Source organism: Dickeya ananatis (genome assembly GCF_019464615.1).
GTDB classification, from domain to species: Bacteria; Pseudomonadota; Gammaproteobacteria; order Enterobacterales; family Enterobacteriaceae; genus Dickeya; species Dickeya oryzae.
In genome coordinates this window covers 1,259,134-1,278,835 of the sequence record NZ_CP040816.1, presented here as the reverse complement: position 1 = coordinate 1,278,835, position 19,702 = coordinate 1,259,134, and the positions used below count along the sequence as shown (strand labels likewise).

The window sequence follows — 19,702 nt, the reverse complement described above, 5'->3', positions numbered from 1 at the left end:
AGGTGGGTACCTGTTCCACCAGGAAAGGCGCATTTTTTGTGATATTGATGTGTAGTTACTGACTGATAATGAAAGAAACTATTAACACAATAATTGTCATGATGAAGGAAAAATCAGACTGCTATTACTGCACAATCCGCTTTATGCTGAATAAGGTGGCGTAGCCTACCACCTTATTCCTAATCATCGACTGATTTTATTGATTAGTTTTATTACCATATTTTTCAGATAGATAATCTTTATATTCTGCGTAGCGATTTTTGGCATCCTTGATAGTCGTCACCACCCAGGAAAATGAGCCTTCCCTGTGATTAACATCACAGACAAAAGAAGCATCAATACGTGATACATGAGTCGACTTTCCAATACCATCCAGGACCGCAGATAGCGCAACCTGATCTAAAAACCAGACGGCGTTATTTTTCATCAAGTTATTCCATATAAAAAGCGCAACTTTCTTGATGAATCGTCTGGACTCTTCGCCACCATTTAGATAAACAAACCCAGCAATCGCTTTTTCCCAGAACGGTGCACTATCGTTTTTCGTCAAAGCAATGTCAGCACTCTCTACCCTATGACTGATAAATTGCCAGTCATTTCTCATCAGACAATCTGCATCGACAACGATCAGCGGGGCTTTAATGAGAGGCAACAGATAATTGGCAGCAACAAATCGTCTGCAAGCGTAGTGCACATTGATACCCGTTACATCAGCAATAAATTCGGATGTACAAGAGATATTTAACTCAGGAAATTGAGCATGCTTGGTTTTGATATCTTCAGCTGTTGCATCATCAATATTATAAACATGCAGATGCACATTGAATTTTTCGCGGTTCGTCTCGTAAAGAGAGTAAATCAGATACGCAGCATGCTGATGATAATATTTGACATCACAGGCAATCAATACTGTAGGTTTATCATTATCTAACTCTCTTTTCAGTAGCCACTGATAATGATCGTAATTGATATCCTCTGTTTTTGATATGAGTGAACTAAAATCAATATAGGATTCAGGATAACCACCATTTTTGAATATGGTCGATACCACCATCAATAACGTCAACGGATCTTCGCCAATAAGATAGGAGTTCGCCGTCATTTTTTTGACAAGTAGGAATGCATACTCGTAATCCTCCTCCAGAATACAAGTAAGCAATAGAATCTTAAAGATAACAGGCACATCTTGCAGAGTATCTAAATTGTTCTCGATGAGCCCAATCGCTTGTTCTGTCGCACCAATACGAAAAAGAAGCTGGATCGATGCGACCAAATACTCAAGATTCGGAGCCAACTCCAGCACATCGCTGAGATAGCTGATAATACTGTTAATATATTCGGCCGGCATGCGTACCTGCTGGCCGTCCCACTTGTCATCGAAAGACAGATTAGACAGTGCTATCGCATTAAGCAGCTGTTTTAACGCACGATCCTGAGCTTCGGGTAAATTACTCTGACTGGTAGCCAGATTTTTGTTCAGGGTATAGAGATCACTGCTTCTATTAACGATAACGTCAAGGACAATTTTTTTCGGCAGATCACCAATGCTGCCAATCATCAATTCACGACTGAACACATCCCGATAGTATTGATGTGTTGATTTTACCTGCGTGTAATCTGCCATAAACAACCTTCAATTGTTGTATTTACTGTTACAGCAACATGACCATACATATAACAGAATGTCTTTCCGGGTGATTAATATCATCACCCGAATAAGGACGTGTCAGTCGGCCACAGGGATAAAGAACATAATGGTTTCAGCCCACCCTTCAGTGTAATGACGCAAATAAATGCGATAATCACTCCGAAGACTCAGAATATATTCGGGGATCTTCCAAAAGTCGCTAGGATAATGATAAACCGCCACCGCCAGCTTCGGATGATCATCCAGAATATGCTGTTTCATTCCGGTTAATGCGGCGATTTCCGCCCCTTCCAGATCAAGCTTGATAAAGCTGACCGGCTCATTCACGACGCTATCCAGCGTCGCGACTTCAATTTTCACATCCCCGTCTTCCGAAATATGGCTGGCTGAACCGTCACCCGAGGAAAAGCTCAGCGTCGTATTCCGGTCGAACAGCCCCAGCAGATGATAGTTAACGTTATGCAAATTACGCATATTTTCTTTCGCCAGCACCAGGGTATCACTGCCCGGTTCGAAGAAATGAATACTGCCATAACCCGGGCAGCGTTTAGCAAACTCCAGGCTGGTAAAACCATCAAACCCGCCACCATCGACAAAGACTTCTCCTTCGGAAAACACAACGAATGGTTCGAAGTACTGTCTGTCGACACAAAAATCGTATTTTTCGATGGCAGCCAGATTGGCTTCAAGGCGGAAACGCAAAATATCGTCAAATACCTGGCGAGACTCATCATCTACCAGCAACCCACGAATCCACTCAAATTTCGCAGTATTGGTCGCATGCTCTTTGCGCATATCCGTGATGCATTCAAGCTGTGGAACGCTACCGTTGCTCAGATCAGCAAACGCGAAATAGTCCATCACCTCTTTAACGCCAGCCGCCTTCAGTTTTTCTACGCCAGTTTTGGGGCGGGAATTGGTCACCGCAGACACCACCATGCTGTCTTTATCGATTTGATTCAAGCGCAGCACCGGCTTACCAAGCCATGTCGTTAGGGTAGTGTACTCGTCAATAAAACCATCAACCGGTGCGACTCTGGCGATCGCCTCTGCATACGGGTTCACACCCAGTACATAGCGTTTAGTCTCATCTACACGGGTAAAACGCTCAAAAAAGTTAGCTGTTGCGCTGTTTGCTGCCGCAGGCTTACTGGTTGTATTCATTCGTCTTCTCTCCAATACCTTCTGATATCGCCATGAGTCATCACCCTCATCATGCACTGCTCTGACATGACTGTTATCCGTCATCGCAGTTTTACCAGTAAAAGTTTAGTGACAGTAACGCCGGGTGATCTCTAAACCGATACAGTACAAAATCAGCAACACATTGTTTTGGGTATAATCAGATCATCGCTTATTCCGTGATCCTAACCTTTTCGCCTTTATGCGCACTGGCTGCCGCAGCCTGAAGATAACGTATCCCCCTCATCGCAACATCACTACCAAACACATACTCGCACGCGCCGTCTTTAAGATAAGAAGCGATGTCCTCGTAATAGTTGGCGAACGCCTCTATAAATCCAGCCGGGTGCCCAGCTTTAAAACGGTGGTATCGCGGTTGTGACGCCACCAGATTATCTGGGTGAGTTCGGTCTATTACGCTGGAAGTACCATTGATATTGCTGAGTTTCAAATGCTCAGGATCCATTTGTAGCCATTCCGCCGCCCCTTTGCTGCCATAAATCCGGATACGTAAGCCGTTGCGGCAACCTAGTGCTGCTTTGGTGTACCAGTAGTTACACACCACCTGGTTGGTATAACCGGAAATGCAATGAACGGTATCCTCCACATCAGGGATCTCACCAAAACGGTGGTGTACAGCATACACATCCTGAGCCTGCTCACCGATAATGTAATCCACCATCTGATGAGCATGAGAGCCCAGATCCAATGACACGGTAGGGATCACACCATCATGCTGCCGCCAGTCTTGTGGACGAGGTACCGCCCCACTTTTGACGTGACGCAGGAATCCCTCCTGAGGCATCTCAACCATCACCTGTCTGATCTGGCCCAGCTCGCCACTGGCAACACGCTGCCTCAGTTCCCTAACCATCGGATAACCGGAATAGTTAAAGGTAACCAGCAATGTTCCGTTCATTTTTTCCAGAGCATTCTGAATGGCAGCGACCTCTTCAACATTGGTAGCCAGCGATTTCTCACAAATGACCGGTAGTTGATGTTCAATACAGGCAATCACAATGTCTTTATGCGTCGGCGTCGGCGTCAGGATAACGACCGCATCCAGTTTACTGGCTTCCGCTCGTAAGAAACTGGCCAGGTCACTATATACGCGATCTGCATGGATTCCCCAACTGGCGGCAGTCTGCTGATTAATATCCTCATGGCGACTAAAGAAACCCGACACCAGTTCGAAATGACCATCCATTTGCGAAGCTATCTTATGCGTTTCGCCAATTGCCGAATTAATACCACCACCGATGAACCCAATTTTGAGTGCGCCACCGGCGCTTGTTATATTTTTCATTTCATTCTTCCCAGGAAGGAGTGGCACACATTCAGATGATGTTTCAGACCCTCGGTATTACCTAATAGTCGGGTTTTATCAGCAAAAGTCATAAAGACTACCGCTGCACGATCACCTGGAGCCGGGTTTAGAATTTCGCCACTTTTCTTTAGCACAACACTTTCCAGTAACTCACCAGGTAACTTGTGATAGCGCAACGCATTGAAGATGGTCTTTTCAGACACCGACACCGTGTGTCTGGCAACATAGTGGTGGGCAGACGGGCGCTTATTGGCGAATGTCGTAGGTGACGACAAGAAAGGCGCCACAAAATATTCCGCATAAGGAATATCAGTGGAATAACGAATCAGCTGACAATAAAGATCACCGGGGCAACGTCGGGTCAGCTCAATCAGCCAAAAATTATCACCATTGGCAATAAACTGTGTATGCAGCAAGCCATCGCATAATTTCAGGTCAGCAACAATGCTATTAATACAATCGCTCACCGCATTTTTCAGCGCTTCACTCATCTGATGGGCAATACAACTGCTATCCACCTGATAAGGGTAAACGGTGCAATACTCATTAACGAAGAACTCGCAAGCTATCTCACCATTGCGAATAAAGGCCGAGTGGCTGTGCAATGAGCCCTGCTTGAACTCTTCTATCACGACTTGACCGCTTGCAGAGGACGATGCCGCTAGTTGGTAAGCCGGTAAAATATCCTGCTCACACTGGACTAACGTAATGCCACGGCCACTATAGGCATCCACAGGCTTCACCAAAATCGGGTAAGACAGTTGTCCTGCGCAGGAAATATCACGTACCGCGGTGGGAACAGGCAAGCCTTTGCGCTGAGCATAAGTACGAAATTCATCCTTTCTCAGCAAAATGTTGGTTGTCTCAACCGAATCGAAACCAGGCATACCTAATGATTCAGCAACCCAAGCCCCGGTTTCGTAAGACACATCCGTCACACCGGGCAGGATGGCCTTAACATTTTCCTTTCTGACAATACCGAGGATTGCCTCTTTGTCCGAATAATCTTCAACAATCGACCGGGTTGCACGGATATGACCAGGATCGCCCGGTTTACCGCTACACACACCGATGGCAACCCCCTGCTCCAGACACGCTTCCAGCAGTGGTAACGCAGAAAAACCGGCATCAAGCATTAAGGCATCTATCGTCGACATATCCATTCTCTGTTACAAAATTTCAGGTATCTCCTGAGGAGATATGCCCCTTTGCTCGCGTTCAGTCACGATAAGGGGAGCCGGTTCATTAACACGCGCTTTCGTTCAACGTGCGCTCGATAATCTCAATGATGCGATCCTGGTCGTCAGCTTCCAGCCCTGGATAAATAGGAAGACACAACACCGAGTTGGCCACATTCGTCGCTACGGGCAAGTTAGCAGCACTCGCACTATTCATACCGCGATACATCGGGAAGCTGCTAATTAACGGATAGAAATACCGGCGAGACATAATGCCCTGCGCTTTTAACGCACTATATAGTTTCTCTCGGGTGTCGAATGAGCAATCATCCATAAAGAGCGGGAAATAGGCATAATTCCAGTCAATTGAGTCAGGTACACTCACTGTTGTTAAACCATGAATCCGGGCTAACCCGTCACGGTAATAGTGATAAATACGTTTTCTATCTTCCAACGCCTGTTCAATATATTTCAGCTGCAATAAGCCAAACGCGGCCTGCACTTCGTTCATCTTGCCGTTAATACCTGGTGCTACAACGGTAGTCTCATCTGCAAAACCAAAGTTTTTCAGATAATCAATCCGCTTCTTCATTTTCGCATCAGGGCAGATAATCGCACCGCCTTCTATGGTGTTGAATACCTTGGTTGCATGAAAACTCAGGATAGAGAGATCGCCATAATTCAGAATACTGGCTCCCTCTTTTTTTACGCCGAAAGAATGCGCTGCGTCATAAATGACTTTCAGACCATACACATCGGCAATTTCCTGAATTTTATCCACATCACAGGGAATACCGTAGCAATGGACAGGAAGAATCGCGGATGTAAGTGGTGTAATCGCCTCTTCGATCTTTTTAGGATCCAGATTACAGGTGACGGGGTCGATATCCACAAAAACAGGTTTCAGGTTATTCCACAGTAACGAATGCGATGTCGCCACAAACGAATAAGGCGTGGTGATAACTTCACCGGTGATACGCAATGCCTGCAATGCCGTCAGTAGCGCCAGTGTGCCATTGGTAAACAAGCACAGGTGCTTAACGCCCAGATACTCTGCCAGTTCCTGCTCAAGTTGCTGATGAAAAGGCCCACCATTTGTCAGGCACTTGTTATCCCATATCTTTTCCAGATAGGGCATAAACTCATCAAGCTCGGGCAGCAAAGGGCTCGTTACATAGATATTCTTGCTCATCATTCACCTGTCCTTGCGCTTATGTCGCCATGCATAACGCAGCGTTATCTATTTTTTATCGCTATCACTGCTCCCGCCAAACCTTGCCACACAGACGAAAACAGCGGTACCTTCGTCAGTTTTATGACTCACTTTCCCAGTCAATGCTAAATGAACTGGGTTCTTTTCCTTCGCAGTACATCTGCCATGCATTGCGTATCGCCTGCTCGAAATACACAGACGGAGACAGGACAGAGTTCATTCTGGCAGCAATGCGTCCCCGAATTCCGGCACGCACATCACTCAGTTTTTCTAGCGACTGACTCCAATACAACGCCTTTTGGAGAAACTCGTCTTCACTCGTCGAGATAAAGTCATCCAGCCCCAGAATGCGCATCGTGACGCTGCCTTGCCGTGAGGCGATAGACTCCCCTTCAAGGGTCAGCACAGGGACGCCCATCCAGGCCGCATGACTCACTGTCGTACCACCGGTATACGGATAGGTATCCAGCAATAAATCCACTTCGCGGTGCATTCCCAGATACTCTTTCAAACCGGTCCGCATGCGGAAAGATAGCTGTTCCTCGTTGACACCATATTCAAGCAGCCGTGTACGGAAATAATCTATTGTTTCCTGGCCCGTCATGTATCCCATGATCAAACGCGAATTCGGTATTGTCGTCAGAACCTTAGCCCATAAAGCCAGTGTTTCATCAGAAATTTTCTGCGGGCGGTTAAAACTGGCAAACGTCAGATAGCCATTCTTTAAGGCCGGAAGCTCGTTTACATCCGGGCTGTCTTTAACCGGCTCAAAGTATTTAACCGAGGGCAAATAAATGATTTTTTCTGTCAGATACGGATCCAGTGCTCCACCTTGACGGTAATGCACATCAAGCAGAATGTAGTCAACCGTCTTCATCCCCGTAGTGCCGGGATAACCGATCCAGGTCATCTGGATCGGTGCGGGCTTCAGTGCCAAAACTGGCAGGCGGTTATAGGCCGTATGGCCGGACAGATCAATCAGGATGTCTATCTCATCCTGATTGATGAGCATCGCCAGTTCCAGGTCGCCCATCTTATCGACGTTATGCCAACTGGCTGCAGTCTGTTTTAAGCTTTCAGCCTTTGCATCATTACGTTGAAAACTTGAATAGGCATAAAGCGAGAATAGAGTGCGATCAAGCGAATTCCAGATAGGCTCCAGGAAGTTGGTTACCGGATGATCACCAAAATCGCCGGAAATAAAACCGATGCGTAACGGGCGTTGGCTATCTTTGTTCTGTGTATAGCTAAAGTGCTGATGATAATTCGCAGCAGCGGCTTCAACGCGGTTACCAAATAAGACATGTTCCTGAAACAACGCTTGCGGCGTCACGTCGACATCATGGGACAGCCCCAGTAACAAGTTGCTGTACAGATGGAACGCCTCTGGCATCAATTCAATCGTTTTACGGTGATACTTGATGGCGTCCTTACGGCCCAGATTATGGCAAATCATCCCCATATGACTGATAAAATTGGGGTTTTCAGGGTCTATTTGTAGCGCTTTTTCCATACAAATAAACGCCGAATCAAGATTATGGGTAATGTTCAGCAATACCGCCAACGTGTCCCACGCCAGTCCTTTTCGCTTGTCGCAACGCAGTACCTTTCTGGTCAGTGCCATGCCATGGTGCCATTCATTCTTTTTCCAGAAGCACACCGATAAATCGACATAGAAATCCCAGTTAAAAGGCATCAGTGCGATGGCCCGAGTAATGACGCCCAGTGCGCCATCAAAATCACCGGTTCGTACATAGGTATTCACAAAGGGGTACCAGACACTCAGGTTATCTGGATAGGTACTGATTATATCTTCCGCTTTCGTTCTGACTTCAGCGAAATGCCCCAGCGCAGTGAGGCGATCCATCTCTTCGTATACCTTGCGATTAAGCGGGTTCTTATCCTGTAGTTTATTCTTTTTATGTGTCACGGGCTTTTCTGGTTCGATGAAGCCACCCGCATTCGTTTCACTGACGTACACCACCAGTGACTGAATATAGACCGCAACCTGCGTGGCATCCGCTTTTACTATCGCTTCCTGCAGGTAATCTCGCCACGCCCGTGGCGTTCCCCATACCACGCCTTTATTACGCAACGCCCAGAGTTGGCTATAAAAGGCGTTGTCGTTATCCTTGAGCGATGGGGGTAATTGCTGCAGGAAAAGTCGCTCATCACTATCGAGTGAAACCGGTTCATGCCAAAAATTGAATGCCAGGTCAGTTGTAGCAAGCCCTGGCAACCCGGTCAGCGTCTTGTGCCGACTGTTACGATAAGGACAATTCCCTATCCGGATATAAACGCCGTCGATCCCTTTTGCAAACAAACTTCTGAGTGCATCCAGTACATCCTGCTGGTGATTATCCGTTTCTTTTTCCGGGAAACGCGTATTAAAGACCAATTGTTCCAGACTCAAGCTGGCAGGCCAAGCCTCACCTAATGCATCGAGAATACTTAAAACCACTGGGTTGTCAGTACTGATGGTTTCGCCGGTACTGGAGGTGTGGGCGTTTAATATTCTATTGCCATCGGCTCTGACACGTTGAAAATTTCCAGCCCAATTGAAATCCGCAAGTTTTGCCAGATCAGGCTCAGACAGGATATCACCTGCGCGTTCCTGCGGAACCAGTATGCTAAAACGCTGAGAACGGTTGACAGCGAAATCCAGATACTGTTGGCGCAAATAGACCGTATTTTCAGGGCAAATCGTCTCATGCAAATGCGAAACCTGATCGCCATAATGCTCCGCCAGCTCGGTGTATGCGCGAACATCCCCTACATAGGCGAAGCCAGCCTGCGTAATTTGTGAATAGAAATCAACAAAATAGCAAGGCTGATTCAGCCCTTGTAGATAGAGCAACGCGAAGTCTACATCAGACTGTTTTTCAGCTTGTTCAATGAACGATTTCAGTGCGGCATTTTGAGGGTTATCCGGCGCAGTCCCTAAAGACATGTAGGTCAACATTGCCCGGGCACTGGCATTCGCCGTCTTTTCATCGCTAGCAAGACCGCTATGAAGCTGAATAGCATCTCGTAGAATTTCGCCAGTCTTCCATCCCGGGTACGTATTGTAGCAATAGCAGACAATACCTTCTGTTGTCAGATGTTCATGGCAGAATCGCAGCAAAGCATCTCGCGTTTCACCGCCAATGAGACTAAACAGACCGTGAATAATAATGTAATCGAATGTCCCGGGATCGCAGGCCAGTAGCGACTCCAGGTCCAGTGCGAATAATGCAATGTTCTCCAGTTCGAGCTGCTTTATTAGCCCGTTGCCTTTTTCAATTTGCTCCGCATCAAGATCGACCCCGACAGCCTGCGCCTGTGGATTTGCCAGCGCAAAAGGCAACAAATTGCCACCATCTTTACAGCCGATCTCAAGTACACGCGCCTTTTCCGGCGCAGCGGATTTGATACCGTAAAGATGTGCTGTGGCTTGCAAATGAAAGGGGGCGGTATGAGGGATGGGAGGTGACATCGAACTCAGTGGTGCTTTACCAGTATCTTCACCCAGGTCAGTATTATTCGCTAAAGGCTGTGTATCTGGCATGGTCACAAGGCATTTCCTTCAATACTTTATGCGGAGATAAAATTGCTTCCAGTATATAAGAAAACCTTTTTCACCAATCCTCTGAGCATCAAATTATAACTTCCCTATTTCATCGCTTAAGAAGTCGATTTTTATTCTGATAATTTTATTTATCGCGATAACATCACAGAATAAAAAAAACCAACCCCGAAGGGTTGGTTTCTGAATTCATCACTGCGTAAACCGGGATTACTGCAGCAGTTTCAGAACAGTCTGCGGAACCTGGTTAGCCTGAGCCAGTACAGAAGTACCAGCCTGCTGCAGAATCTGCGCACGGCTCATGTTAGATACTTCGGTCGCGTAGTCAGCATCCTGAATACGGCTACGTGCGCCACTCAGGTTGTTGATGGTGTTGCTCAGGTTGTCAATGGTAGACTGGAAGCGGTTCAGAGTCGCACCAATGTTTGCCTTAGCGGTGTTGATGGTCTGCAGAGCGGTGTCGATTGCAGCAACCAGAGCAGTAGCGCCAGCAGAGGTAGATACGTCGGTATTGGTAGCGGTGATACCCAGGCCGCCAGCAGTCGCGTTGATCAGTGCAGAGCTACCAACGGAGATGGAGTCGTTAGTTGTGGTGCCGGCACCAACCTGAATGTTGAAACCAGTAGCGGTAACAGAACCGTCCAGCAGTTTTTTGCCGTTAAAGTTTGCGCTGTTAGCAACACGGTTGATTTCGTCAACACGGCGGTTGATTTCAGTCTGGATTGCAGAACGGTCGTTAGTACCGTTGGTGTCGTTCGCTGCCTGTACGGCCAGCTCACGGATACGCTGCAAGTTGTCGTTGATGGTGTCCAGGTTACCTTCAGCGGTCTGTACCAGAGATACACCGTCGTTGGCGTTTTTGGAAGCCTGGGTCAGACCTTTGATCTGAGCAGTCATGCCGTTAACGATACCAGAACCTGCTGCGTTGTCTTTAGCGCTGTTGATAGCCAGACCAGAGGACAGACGTTCGATAGCAGTCTGCAGGGAAGATTGAGATTTGTTCAGGTTGGACTGGGCCAACAGCGACATGCTGTTAGTATTAATGACTGCCATAATTGTATTCCTTTCATCTCTATTAATGGGGATGGGCTGTTGCCCCCGGTGTCATCACCGTCACTAACTGTATCGGCCGGGGTAAAACAACCTTTAGTTTTTTTTTGAAATTTTCGCGGATCCCTTAAAAACCCAGACTGGACGGCCTTTGCAAAGAAGAAAGTGAGGGGAAAATGCGATGACGGAATACACCGATCACCCTACTTTTATATAAATGACGGCTTATCAAACCATCCTAAAGAGCCAACCGGATAAACGTTCGCCATGCACAGTTGCCATCGCCTTTACTGATGTCGCCTCAAAAAACCATGGATGGAAAACGCGCATGCAATTTGATAACCAGAGCTCAGGCGCACAACATTCGATGTGTTACCAGACCGATCCCGGACACGAACGCAACAATGTTTCTTTGCATTACGTTCATAATACCGTGATAGAGTCCCCAGTGTGGGTAGGCGTGATGGAAATCAAGGTGAATAACGATTACGCTGAAATTTACATTACGCCTGTAAACTTTTCGGATACAGTGCCGATAAGACTGTCAGTTCACAATTCAAATGCAAGGGTGTTTCTATGGCTACGACGGTTAGCAGTAACTCAGACATTATCTCTTCGATAGGTATGAACTTGGGTACCTCGGTCAGTGGCTCCTCACTCGACCTGAGTTCTCTGCTTACCAAGTTGCAAACCGTTGAAGAGCAGCGGTTGACCCCTTACCAAAATAAGAGCGACTCACTAAGCGCACAGGCAAAGGCTTATAGTGTTGTTGAAGCGTCGATGAAGAGCCTGCAGAATGCAACGACAACACTGCAGAATATGAAGAGCATTACATCGACTGCAGTGACAAGCACTAATACGGCATTCAGCGCCAGCACAGACAGTACTGCTGTGGCCGGGACTTATAGCATCTTTGTTAATAACCTGGCTCAGGCCCAGTCGCAACTTTCTGGGGCTTTTAGCAGCGCCTCAACCGCACTGGTCTCCGGCGGTACCTCTAGCACCAGTAGTACGATTACGATTTCTCAGCCAGGCCAGTCGACCCCACTGAAAATTACGCTGACGGATGATAAAACATCATTGAATGACATCCGTGACGCTATTAACAATGCCGGTGGCAGCGTCAGCGCCAGTATCATTAATAACGGCACCAGCAACTACTTGATGCTGACCGCAAAAAATACTGGTACGCAATCTGCGATGACCATCTCCGTCAGCGGTAACCTGGCCAGCCCGCTAGGTAATTTCACTGAGCAGGTCGCTGCCAAAGATGCGTCATTTACGCTTAATGGCATGTCAGTCACCAGCCAGAGCAATACGGTGACTACTGCTATCACTGGCGTAACGCTGAATCTTAAGGCGGCATCAGCGACAGGTTCGTCTGCAGAAAGTCTGAGCATTTCCTCAGATGTTACCAATACACAACAAGCTATTCAGAACTGGGTCACCGCATACAATAACGTGCTGGACACGATCAGCACGCAGACTAACTACACTGCGCCGACTGCAGCCGAGCAGAGTAGCGGTAGCCAATCTGCAAGTAACGGCGCACTGGTTGGTGATAGCACTGTTCGCACCATTCAGCGACAGTTACAGAACCTGATGACCAATTTGCAGAGTAATAGCGGTGGACTGCATACCATGGCTGACTTGGGGATTACTCAAGATCCAACCAACAATGGCAAACTGCTTGTCGATAACACCAAACTGACAAATACGCTGAAAACCAGCGCCGGCAGCGTGACCACATTCTTTACCGGCGATGGTTCTACCACCGGATTCGCAACCCAGGCGGGCAATTACCTGAGCCAGACGCTGGATTCGAGCGATGGCCTGATGCAATCAGCTCAGGCTGGTATCAAGACGAGTCAGGCAACAGTAACTAAACAGCTTGCCAGTATTCAGGACAGTATTGATGCGACGATGAATCGTTATAAGACTCAATTTACCCAGCTTAACACCCTGTTGGCTAAACTGTCGTCAACCAGTTCTTACCTGACACAGCAATTTAATAAAACCAGCAGTAGCTAATAGCCAGGATGTATCTGACGTGCTCTATTTTGTAGCACGTCAGATAACAATAAGTATTATTTTTTATCATTATTAATCGGTTATTCACGCATGGTCATGTATAGAAAGAGTGCCAGTCAGGCGTATGCTCAGGTGAGTGTGGAAAGCGCAGTAATGAGCGCCACCCCCCATCAGCTGATCGTTATGTTATTTGACGGGACTAAAAGTGCACTTGTCCGGGCAAGAATTCTTCTTGAGCAGAATGACGTCGTCGGCAAAGGGAATGCGCTATCCAAAGCCATTGACATTATCAGTAATGGCTTAAAGCTCGGATTAGATATGGAAAAAGGCGGTGAACTAGCAGAAAACCTTGCCGACCTTTACGACTACATGGTGCGTCGATTATTGCATGCCAATATTAATAATGATTTGCAAGCGATTATGGAAGTGGAAGCTCTCCTTGATAACATTGCGGATGCATGGAAACAAATTGGGCCGGGTTATCAACCAACGACGGAAACGCGCTAATGGAAAATCTCTCTCCATTACTAACTGAGTATCAGGGGTTACTCACACTCATCCGGAATATCAAAACCATGGCCCTCAATGGATTATGGGATGATGTTGTTGAACAGGAAATTGTTTATATTCAGTCAATAGAGAGAATCAGCCAAATTACAGTCCCTGCCAATATCCCCAGCACGGTACAATTACAGTTCCGTCAACTGCTTCAGGATATACTGGATACGGAAGCGCAAGTGAAGGAACTGCTACAAAACAGAATGCAAGAGCTGGCAGTCTTGATCCAGCAGTCTCAAAATCAAAAATCGGTCAATAATACATACGCCGAGTTTTCCAACGATATTCTTCCTGGAAAACCTCAATCCTGATTCACACCGCCGCCTTATCTACTTACGAGCCCTGACCACTCAGAACGGGCTCATCAATATAATTTTTATAAGTGTACGTTTTCTTAAAAATCAGGGTGAATAACCACTGGCTATTCACCCTGATACAAAAGCGCAATATATAACGCTCCTGGATTGCATCGCAAAATGATTGGCTTGCGATTATATCGTCATATTCATCACTTCCTGGTAGGCTGACACCAGTTTGTTGCGCACCTGAACGCCCATCTGCAAAGCAATGGAAGCCTTCTGGTTATCAATCATCACATCGTTCAGGGCAACCCCCGGCTTACCTAACGTAAACGCCTCGCCTTGTGCCTGAGCTTGTATGCGTGTTTCGTTGATTTTCTCAATTGCAGCTTTCAGCTCACTGGCAAAGCCAGATTGCGACGCTGCGGTGGAATCCAGTCCACCGGCAGCTTTGGTTGCGGTAACCTGCATTTGTTGCAATACCGCATCAATACCCTGAATAGACATGCCCTATTCCTCAACTAAAGATTGAGAACATAATAAAAACCAAATAAATTATAAACATACATAACACCAACAAGAAAAAAACGCTGGTAATGCAGTTTATTTCTCATACACCTCTTTACCGGCTTACTACGCTACCATATCCATAAGGTAGTAAATCGTATAAATGACATTAAAAATGCCAGCTTATCGACCCATCAATTTTCGCATTACGGAAAATAATGGCATGCTGGTAAATGTAGGTGATGAGTTTTTATGATTGCGCAATCAGGGAGTTCTGTTTTGTTACGTTACAACGTTATCCATATCGTTCAGCAACCAGGCAGAGATAGAGTATGAACGCCTTAACATCCGGAGCCGCTACCGGTGGGAAAAGCTTTGGCGAGATACTCAACCGTTTGCGCGCCAATCCTAAAATCCCTTTGTTGATTGCTGCAGCAGCAACGATTGCTATTGTTGTCGCATTGTCCTTGTGGGCTCGTGGCCCAGATTATCGTGTGCTCTATACCAATCTGAACGAGCGCGATGGTGGCAGTATTGTTTCCGAACTGGGCAAAATGAATATACCCTACCGCTTTGCGGAAAACGGTGCAGCCATACTGGTCCCGGCAGACAAAGTTTATGACACCCGATTGAAACTGGCCCAGCAAGGTTTGCCGAAAGGTGGTGCCGTCGGTTTTGAACTACTCGATCAAGAAAAATTCGGTATCAGCCAGTTCAGCGAGCAAATTAACTACCAGCGCGCCCTTGAAGGTGAACTGGCAAGAACCATGGAAACGCTGGGGCCAATCCAGAGCGCCCGCGTTCACCTGGCCATTCCCAAACCCTCACTGTTTGTACGTGAGCAGAAATCTCCCTCTGCTGCAGTTACCGTCACGCTGCAACCAGGTCGTGCACTGGATGATAGCCAAATCAACGCGATTACCTATCTCGTTTCCAGCAGTGTAGCCGGACTCCCTGCCGACAAAGTGACCGTTGTTGATCAGACTGGCAAACTGCTAACGCAAAATGATGGTTCAGGGCGCGACCTGAATGCCGCGCAGTTGAAATATGCCAACGAGGTAGAAAGTAATTACCAACGTCGCATTGAAGCCATCCTGACACCGGTAGTCGGCGCGGGCAATGTACATGCGCAGGTCACTGCTCAAATCGATTTCGCCAATCGTGAACAAACTGATGAGCAATATCAGCCGAACCAGGCGCCGAATCAGGCTGCGGTGCGCTCTCAACAAACCAGTCAGAGCGACCAGCGTGGTGGGCCAAATGTAGGTGGTGTACCTGGCGCGCTGTCTAATACCCCCACCCCAGCGCCGACAGCACCTATTTCAACGCCGCCGGCGAATAATGCTAATAACGCAAACAATACCAATAACGCGAACAATGCTAATGCCGCGGGTGCCAATACCCAGACATCAGCGAGTAACTCAGCAAACCAGACATTCAACAGCCGTCGCGATCAGACGATCAATTATGAAGTTGACCGTACTATCCGTCATACCAAACAAAGCACCGGGAGCGTCCAGCGTTTATCAGTCGCTGTTGTGGTTAACTACACACAAGGTGAAGATGGTAAGCCAGCCGCGCTCAGCGATGAGCAGCTCAAGAAAATCGAAGCGTTAGTCCGTGAATCAATGGGCTTCTCCAGTGAACGTGGTGACTCTGTAAACGTAGTCAACACGCCGTTCACCGTCACAGATACCTCTGCGGGTGAACTGCCCTTCTGGAAGAAACAAGCATTCTTCGATCTGCTGATTGAAGCAGGCCGCTGGTTGCTGGTACTGATTGTCGGTTGGATTATGTATCGCAAACTGGTGCGTCCGCAGTTGCAAAAACGTGCTCAGATACAACAAGCTGCCGAGGCTGCTGCCGCGTTGCGTGGTCAGGATTCGGATGTCTCCGTCACCATCAGTGCAATGGAAGAGGAAATACAGAAGAAATCCGAACAGCGGGCTCATGCCGAGCTGCACAGCCAGCGTATTCGTGAGCTGGCCGAGAACGATCCTCGCGTTGTCGCACTGGTAATCCGCCACTGGATGAGTAACGAACTATGAGTCTGACAGGTACAGAAAAAAGCGCCGTCTTGTTAATGACCATCGGCGAAGATCGTGCAGCGGAAGTTTTTACGCACCTTTCGACGCGTGAAGTGCAGCACCTCAGTACTGCGATGGCCAACATGAAGCAGGTCTCTCAATCCGAATTGCTGGAAGTATTGCGCGAGTTTGATCTTGAAGCCGAGCAGTATGCCGCATTGGGCGTTAATGCCGGCGATTACCTGCGCTCTGTGCTGGTTAAAGCACTGGGTGAAGAACGTGCCTCTAGCCTGCTGGAAGACATCCTTGAAAGCAAAGAAACGTCTTCTGGTATGGAAACGCTCAACTTCATGGAGCCGCAAAGCGCGGCCGACCTTATTCGCGACGAACACCCGCAGATTATCGCGACCATCCTGGTGCACCTCAAACGTGCACAGGCAGCGGATATTCTGGCGCATTTCGATGAGCGCATGCGTAACGATGTCATGTTACGTATCGCCACCTTTGGTGGGGTGCAGCCATCAGCATTGGCGGAATTGACCGAAGTGCTTAACGGGCTGTTGGATGGTCAAAACCTCAAACGCAGTAAGATGGGTGGTGTTCGTACTGCGGCGGAAATCATCAACCTGATGAAAACGCAGCACGAAGAAGCCGTTATCGATGCGGTACGCGAATTCGACGGCGAACTGGCACAAAAAATTATCGACGAAATGTTCCTGTTCGAAAACCTGGTGGAAGTGGACGACCGCAGTATTCAGCGTCTGCTGCAGGAAGTGGAGTCCGAGTCTTTGCTGGTTGCCCTGAAAGGCGCCGATCAGCCGTTGCGCGAGAAGTTCCTGCGCAACATGTCGCAGCGTGCGGCAGAAATTCTGCGCGACGATCTGGCAACCCGTGGCCCAGTCCGTATGTCTCAGGTGGAAAACGAACAGAAAGCCATTCTGCTTATTGTGCGTCGTCTGGCAGATAGCGGAGAAATGATTATCGGTGGTGGTGATGACGCGTTTGTCTAATTCTTCCAGTGATCTTGACTGGCAACCGTGGAAGTTGGATGACCTTTCCGCCCCTGCCGCCCCATCAGTCAAAGAGGCGGCAGCACCGGCTGCGCCCTCTTCTGTGTCAACCCCGATGTCATCAGAAGATGATAACGGCTTTTTTGCCATGTCTGATTTCCAGCAACCGCAGGATGACCTGGCAACGTTACGCGAACAAGTGCTGCAACAAGCTCGGGAAACCGGATTTGCTGAAGGTAAGCAACAAGGATACGCCGCCGGTTATCAGGATGGACTCCAGGCGGGTACACAGCAGGGCTTGCAAAATGCAGTTCAACAGCAGCAGCCGGTTATTGCCCAGATGCAGCAAATGGTCAATGAATTCCAACAAACGTTGGATTCTCTTGACAGCGTCATCGTTTCACGGCTGATGCAACTCGCTTTAACTGCCGCCAGACAGGTCATTGGACAGTCACCGGTTTGTGACGGTACCGCATTAATGGGTCAAATACAGCAGCTAATCCAGCAAGAGCCCATGTTTAGCGGTAAACCGCAGTTGCGGGTACACCCTTCAGATCTGGAGATGGTGGAGCAGCACCTCGGGCCAACCCTCAGTCTGCATGGCTGGCGGTTGTTGGCGGATAATCAGTTACACCCCGGTGGATGCAAAGTCAGCGCTGAAGAAGGTGATCTCGACGCGAGTATTGCCACACGCTGGCATGAACTTTGCCGACTGGCCGCACCGGGAGAACTTTGATGACTGTGCGTCTCTCCCGTTGGCTTTCTTCCATTGATGCATTTGAAAAGCGCATCACCAATACGCCTTCAATACGCCGTTACGGACGGCTAACGCGGGCAACGGGATTGGTGCTTGAAGCAACTGGCCTTCATATGCCATTAGGCTCAACCTGTTTGATTGAACGGCAAACCGGCAATCAGGTTGACGAAGTTGAAAGTGAAGTCGTCGGATTTAATGGCCAGAAACTGTTCCTGATGCCACTTGAAGAAGTCGAGGGCATCATCCCAGGCGCTCGTGTCTACGAACGTGTTGGCCTGTCCGGTAGCAGCCAGGGTAAACAATTGCCATTAGGCCCGGCACTGCTGGGACGAGTGCTGGATGGCAGCGCCAAACCGCTGGATGGCCTACCCACGCCTGATACCGGCTATAGCGCTCCGCTGGTGACAGCACCGTTTAACCCTCTTCAGCGCACGCCCATCGAGCATGTGCTGGATGTGGGTGTTCGGGCCATTAATGCCTTACTGACCGTTGGTCGAGGTCAACGTATGGGGCTTTTCGCTGGCTCCGGCGTGGGTAAAAGTGTGCTACTCGGTATGATGGCGCGCTATACTCAAGCTGATGTTATTGTTGTTGGGTTGATCGGGGAACGTGGACGTGAAGTCAAAGACTTCATTGAAAACATTCTCGGTACCGAAGGGCTCGCACGCTCGGTGGTGATCGCCGCTCCGGCGGATGTCTCTCCCCTGCTGCGTATGCAGGGTGCGGCTTATGCTACGCGTATCGCAGAAGATTTTCGCGATCGTGGACATCATGTATTGTTAATTATGGATTCGCTGACGCGTTATGCGATGGCTCAGCGTGAAATCGCGCTGGCGATCGGCGAACCACCGGCAACCAAAGGGTATCCGCCTTCGGTTTTCGCGAAACTGCCTGCGCTGGTAGAACGTGCAGGTAACGGCATTTCAGGCGGTGGTTCGATCACTGCATTTTATACGGTGTTGACCGAAGGCGACGATCAGCAAGATCCGATTGCTGATTCAGCCCGTGCGATTCTGGACGGCCACATTGTGTTGTCTCGCCAGTTGGCAGAGTCAGGGCATTATCCGGCTATTGATATAGAAGCATCGATTAGTCGTGCTATGACAGCATTAATCGATGAGAACCATTATTCTGCGGTAAGGCAGTTCAAACAGTCGTTATCCAGTTATCAGCGCAATCGCGATCTGATTAACGTTGGTGCTTATGCCGCGGGTAGTGACCCGATGCTTGATCGGGCAATACAGCTGTATCCGCAAATGCAACATTTTTTGCAGCAGGGAATGTTTGAGCGCAGTTCGTTTGATGAAGCCTGTCAGGCACTCAATAACATTTTCCCGTATAATAGATAGG

At 48.2% G+C, this 19,702-nt stretch carries 15 protein-coding genes; 7 read left to right on the top strand and 8 right to left on the bottom strand.

Features of this window, described 5'->3' with window-relative positions; translation table 11 throughout:
* Nucleotides 1-196 precede the first annotated feature (196 nt).
* The 7 genes from FGI04_RS05550 to FGI04_RS05520 all read right to left on the bottom strand — a co-directional run bounded on the left by FGI04_RS05550 (nt 197) and on the right by FGI04_RS05520 (nt 11,166).
* A complete protein-coding gene (locus FGI04_RS05550) occupies nt 197-1,624 on the bottom strand; it encodes a hypothetical protein (RefSeq protein ID WP_407336399.1) in 1,428 nt (475 codons plus the stop codon).
* A 102-nt stretch (nt 1,625-1,726) separates the two neighbouring features.
* Nucleotides 1,727-2,812, bottom strand: a complete 1,086-nt coding sequence (locus tag FGI04_RS05545; protein WP_342701213.1) for an FkbM family methyltransferase — start codon at nt 2,810-2,812, stop codon at nt 1,727-1,729.
* Nucleotides 2,813-3,002: 190 nt separating this feature from the next.
* Nucleotides 3,003-4,136, bottom strand: coding sequence for a Gfo/Idh/MocA family protein (locus FGI04_RS05540; protein WP_342701214.1), 1,134 nt, complete (start codon nt 4,134-4,136; stop codon nt 3,003-3,005).
* Entirely contained in the window at nt 4,133-5,320 is a 1,188-nt protein-coding gene (locus tag FGI04_RS05535) for an ATP-grasp domain-containing protein (protein ID WP_407336398.1), read from the bottom strand. The genes FGI04_RS05540 and FGI04_RS05535 overlap by 4 nt, the downstream gene beginning before the upstream one ends.
* Before the next feature lie 82 nt (nt 5,321-5,402).
* Nucleotides 5,403-6,527, bottom strand: coding sequence for a DegT/DnrJ/EryC1/StrS family aminotransferase (locus FGI04_RS05530; protein WP_407337393.1), 1,125 nt, complete (start codon nt 6,525-6,527; stop codon nt 5,403-5,405).
* 121 nt (nt 6,528-6,648) lie between these two features.
* Nucleotides 6,649-10,095: an O-linked N-acetylglucosamine transferase family protein gene (locus FGI04_RS05525; RefSeq protein ID WP_407340172.1), complete on the bottom strand. Its 3,447-nt coding sequence runs from the start codon at nt 10,093-10,095 to the stop codon at nt 6,649-6,651.
* 228 nt (nt 10,096-10,323) lie between these two features.
* Complete coding sequence (locus FGI04_RS05520) at nt 10,324-11,166, bottom strand: flagellin N-terminal helical domain-containing protein (RefSeq protein WP_407273250.1); 843 nt, start codon at nt 11,164-11,166, stop codon at nt 10,324-10,326.
* A gap of 573 nt (nt 11,167-11,739) precedes the next feature.
* Between FGI04_RS05520 and fliD the strand changes: the two genes are divergently transcribed.
* The 3 genes from fliD (at nt 11,740) to fliT (ending at nt 14,063) form a co-directional block, all read left to right on the top strand.
* Nucleotides 11,740-13,194, top strand: a complete 1,455-nt coding sequence (gene fliD, locus FGI04_RS05515) for a flagellar filament capping protein FliD (protein WP_342701217.1) — start codon at nt 11,740-11,742, stop codon at nt 13,192-13,194.
* Between the two features lie 96 nt (nt 13,195-13,290).
* On the top strand, nt 13,291-13,701 hold the full coding sequence (fliS, locus tag FGI04_RS05510) for a flagellar export chaperone FliS (protein WP_342701218.1): 411 nt from the start codon (nt 13,291-13,293) through the stop codon (nt 13,699-13,701).
* A complete protein-coding gene (fliT, locus tag FGI04_RS05505; RefSeq protein WP_023640162.1) occupies nt 13,701-14,063 on the top strand; it encodes a flagellar protein FliT in 363 nt (120 codons plus the stop codon). Before fliS ends, fliT begins: the two co-directional genes overlap by 1 nt.
* A gap of 180 nt (nt 14,064-14,243) precedes the next feature.
* Here fliT and fliE read toward each other — a convergent pair whose 3' ends face one another.
* A complete protein-coding gene (gene fliE / locus FGI04_RS05500; protein ID WP_342701219.1) occupies nt 14,244-14,558 on the bottom strand; it encodes a flagellar hook-basal body complex protein FliE in 315 nt (104 codons plus the stop codon).
* Nucleotides 14,559-14,890: 332 nt separating this feature from the next.
* Here fliE and fliF point away from each other — a divergent pair, with 332 nt between their 5' ends.
* Genes fliF through fliI form a run of 4 tightly spaced genes read left to right on the top strand, consistent with a single transcriptional unit; the run spans nt 14,891 to nt 19,701 of the window.
* Nucleotides 14,891-16,606: a flagellar basal-body MS-ring/collar protein FliF gene (gene fliF, locus FGI04_RS05495; RefSeq protein WP_342701220.1), complete on the top strand. Its 1,716-nt coding sequence runs from the start codon at nt 14,891-14,893 to the stop codon at nt 16,604-16,606.
* Nucleotides 16,603-17,595 carry a flagellar motor switch protein FliG gene (gene fliG / locus FGI04_RS05490; protein ID WP_038904920.1) on the top strand — a complete coding sequence of 331 codons (993 nt, stop codon included), beginning with the start codon at nt 16,603-16,605 and terminating at the stop codon, nt 17,593-17,595. Before fliF ends, fliG begins: the two co-directional genes overlap by 4 nt.
* Nucleotides 17,570-18,331, top strand: a complete 762-nt coding sequence (fliH, locus tag FGI04_RS05485) for a flagellar assembly protein FliH (protein ID WP_407273249.1) — start codon at nt 17,570-17,572, stop codon at nt 18,329-18,331. The genes fliG and fliH overlap by 26 nt, the downstream gene beginning before the upstream one ends.
* On the top strand, nt 18,331-19,701 hold the full coding sequence (gene fliI, locus FGI04_RS05480; RefSeq protein ID WP_342701222.1) for a flagellar protein export ATPase FliI: 1,371 nt from the start codon (nt 18,331-18,333) through the stop codon (nt 19,699-19,701). Before fliH ends, fliI begins: the two co-directional genes overlap by 1 nt.
* Nucleotide 19,702 lies beyond the last annotated feature (1 nt).

Bases quoted from the DNA above. Each gene is read 5' to 3' on its own strand.
- FGI04_RS05520 (WP_407273250.1), bottom strand. From the start codon at position 11,166: ATGGCAGTCATTAATACTAACAGCATGTCGCTGTTGGCCCAGTCCAAC.
- fliG (WP_038904920.1), top strand. From the start codon at position 16,603: ATGAGTCTGACAGGTACAGAAAAAAGCGCCGTCTTGTTAATGACCATC.
- fliF (WP_342701220.1), top strand. From the start codon at position 14,891: ATGAACGCCTTAACATCCGGAGCCGCTACCGGTGGGAAAAGCTTTGGC.
- FGI04_RS05540 (WP_342701214.1), bottom strand. From the start codon at position 4,136: ATGAAAAATATAACAAGCGCCGGTGGCGCACTCAAAATTGGGTTCATC.
- fliT (WP_023640162.1), top strand. From the start codon at position 13,701: ATGGAAAATCTCTCTCCATTACTAACTGAGTATCAGGGGTTACTCACA.
- fliE (WP_342701219.1), bottom strand. From the start codon at position 14,558: ATGTCTATTCAGGGTATTGATGCGGTATTGCAACAAATGCAGGTTACC.
- FGI04_RS05550 (WP_407336399.1), bottom strand. From the start codon at position 1,624: ATGGCAGATTACACGCAGGTAAAATCAACACATCAATACTATCGGGAT.
- fliD (WP_342701217.1), top strand. From the start codon at position 11,740: ATGGCTACGACGGTTAGCAGTAACTCAGACATTATCTCTTCGATAGGT.
- FGI04_RS05535 (WP_407336398.1), bottom strand. From the start codon at position 5,320: ATGGATATGTCGACGATAGATGCCTTAATGCTTGATGCCGGTTTTTCT.
- FGI04_RS05545 (WP_342701213.1), bottom strand. From the start codon at position 2,812: ATGAATACAACCAGTAAGCCTGCGGCAGCAAACAGCGCAACAGCTAAC.
- FGI04_RS05530 (WP_407337393.1), bottom strand. From the start codon at position 6,527: ATGAGCAAGAATATCTATGTAACGAGCCCTTTGCTGCCCGAGCTTGAT.
- fliS (WP_342701218.1), top strand. From the start codon at position 13,291: ATGTATAGAAAGAGTGCCAGTCAGGCGTATGCTCAGGTGAGTGTGGAA.
- fliI (WP_342701222.1), top strand. From the start codon at position 18,331: ATGACTGTGCGTCTCTCCCGTTGGCTTTCTTCCATTGATGCATTTGAA.
- FGI04_RS05525 (WP_407340172.1), bottom strand. From the start codon at position 10,095: ATGCCAGATACACAGCCTTTAGCGAATAATACTGACCTGGGTGAAGAT.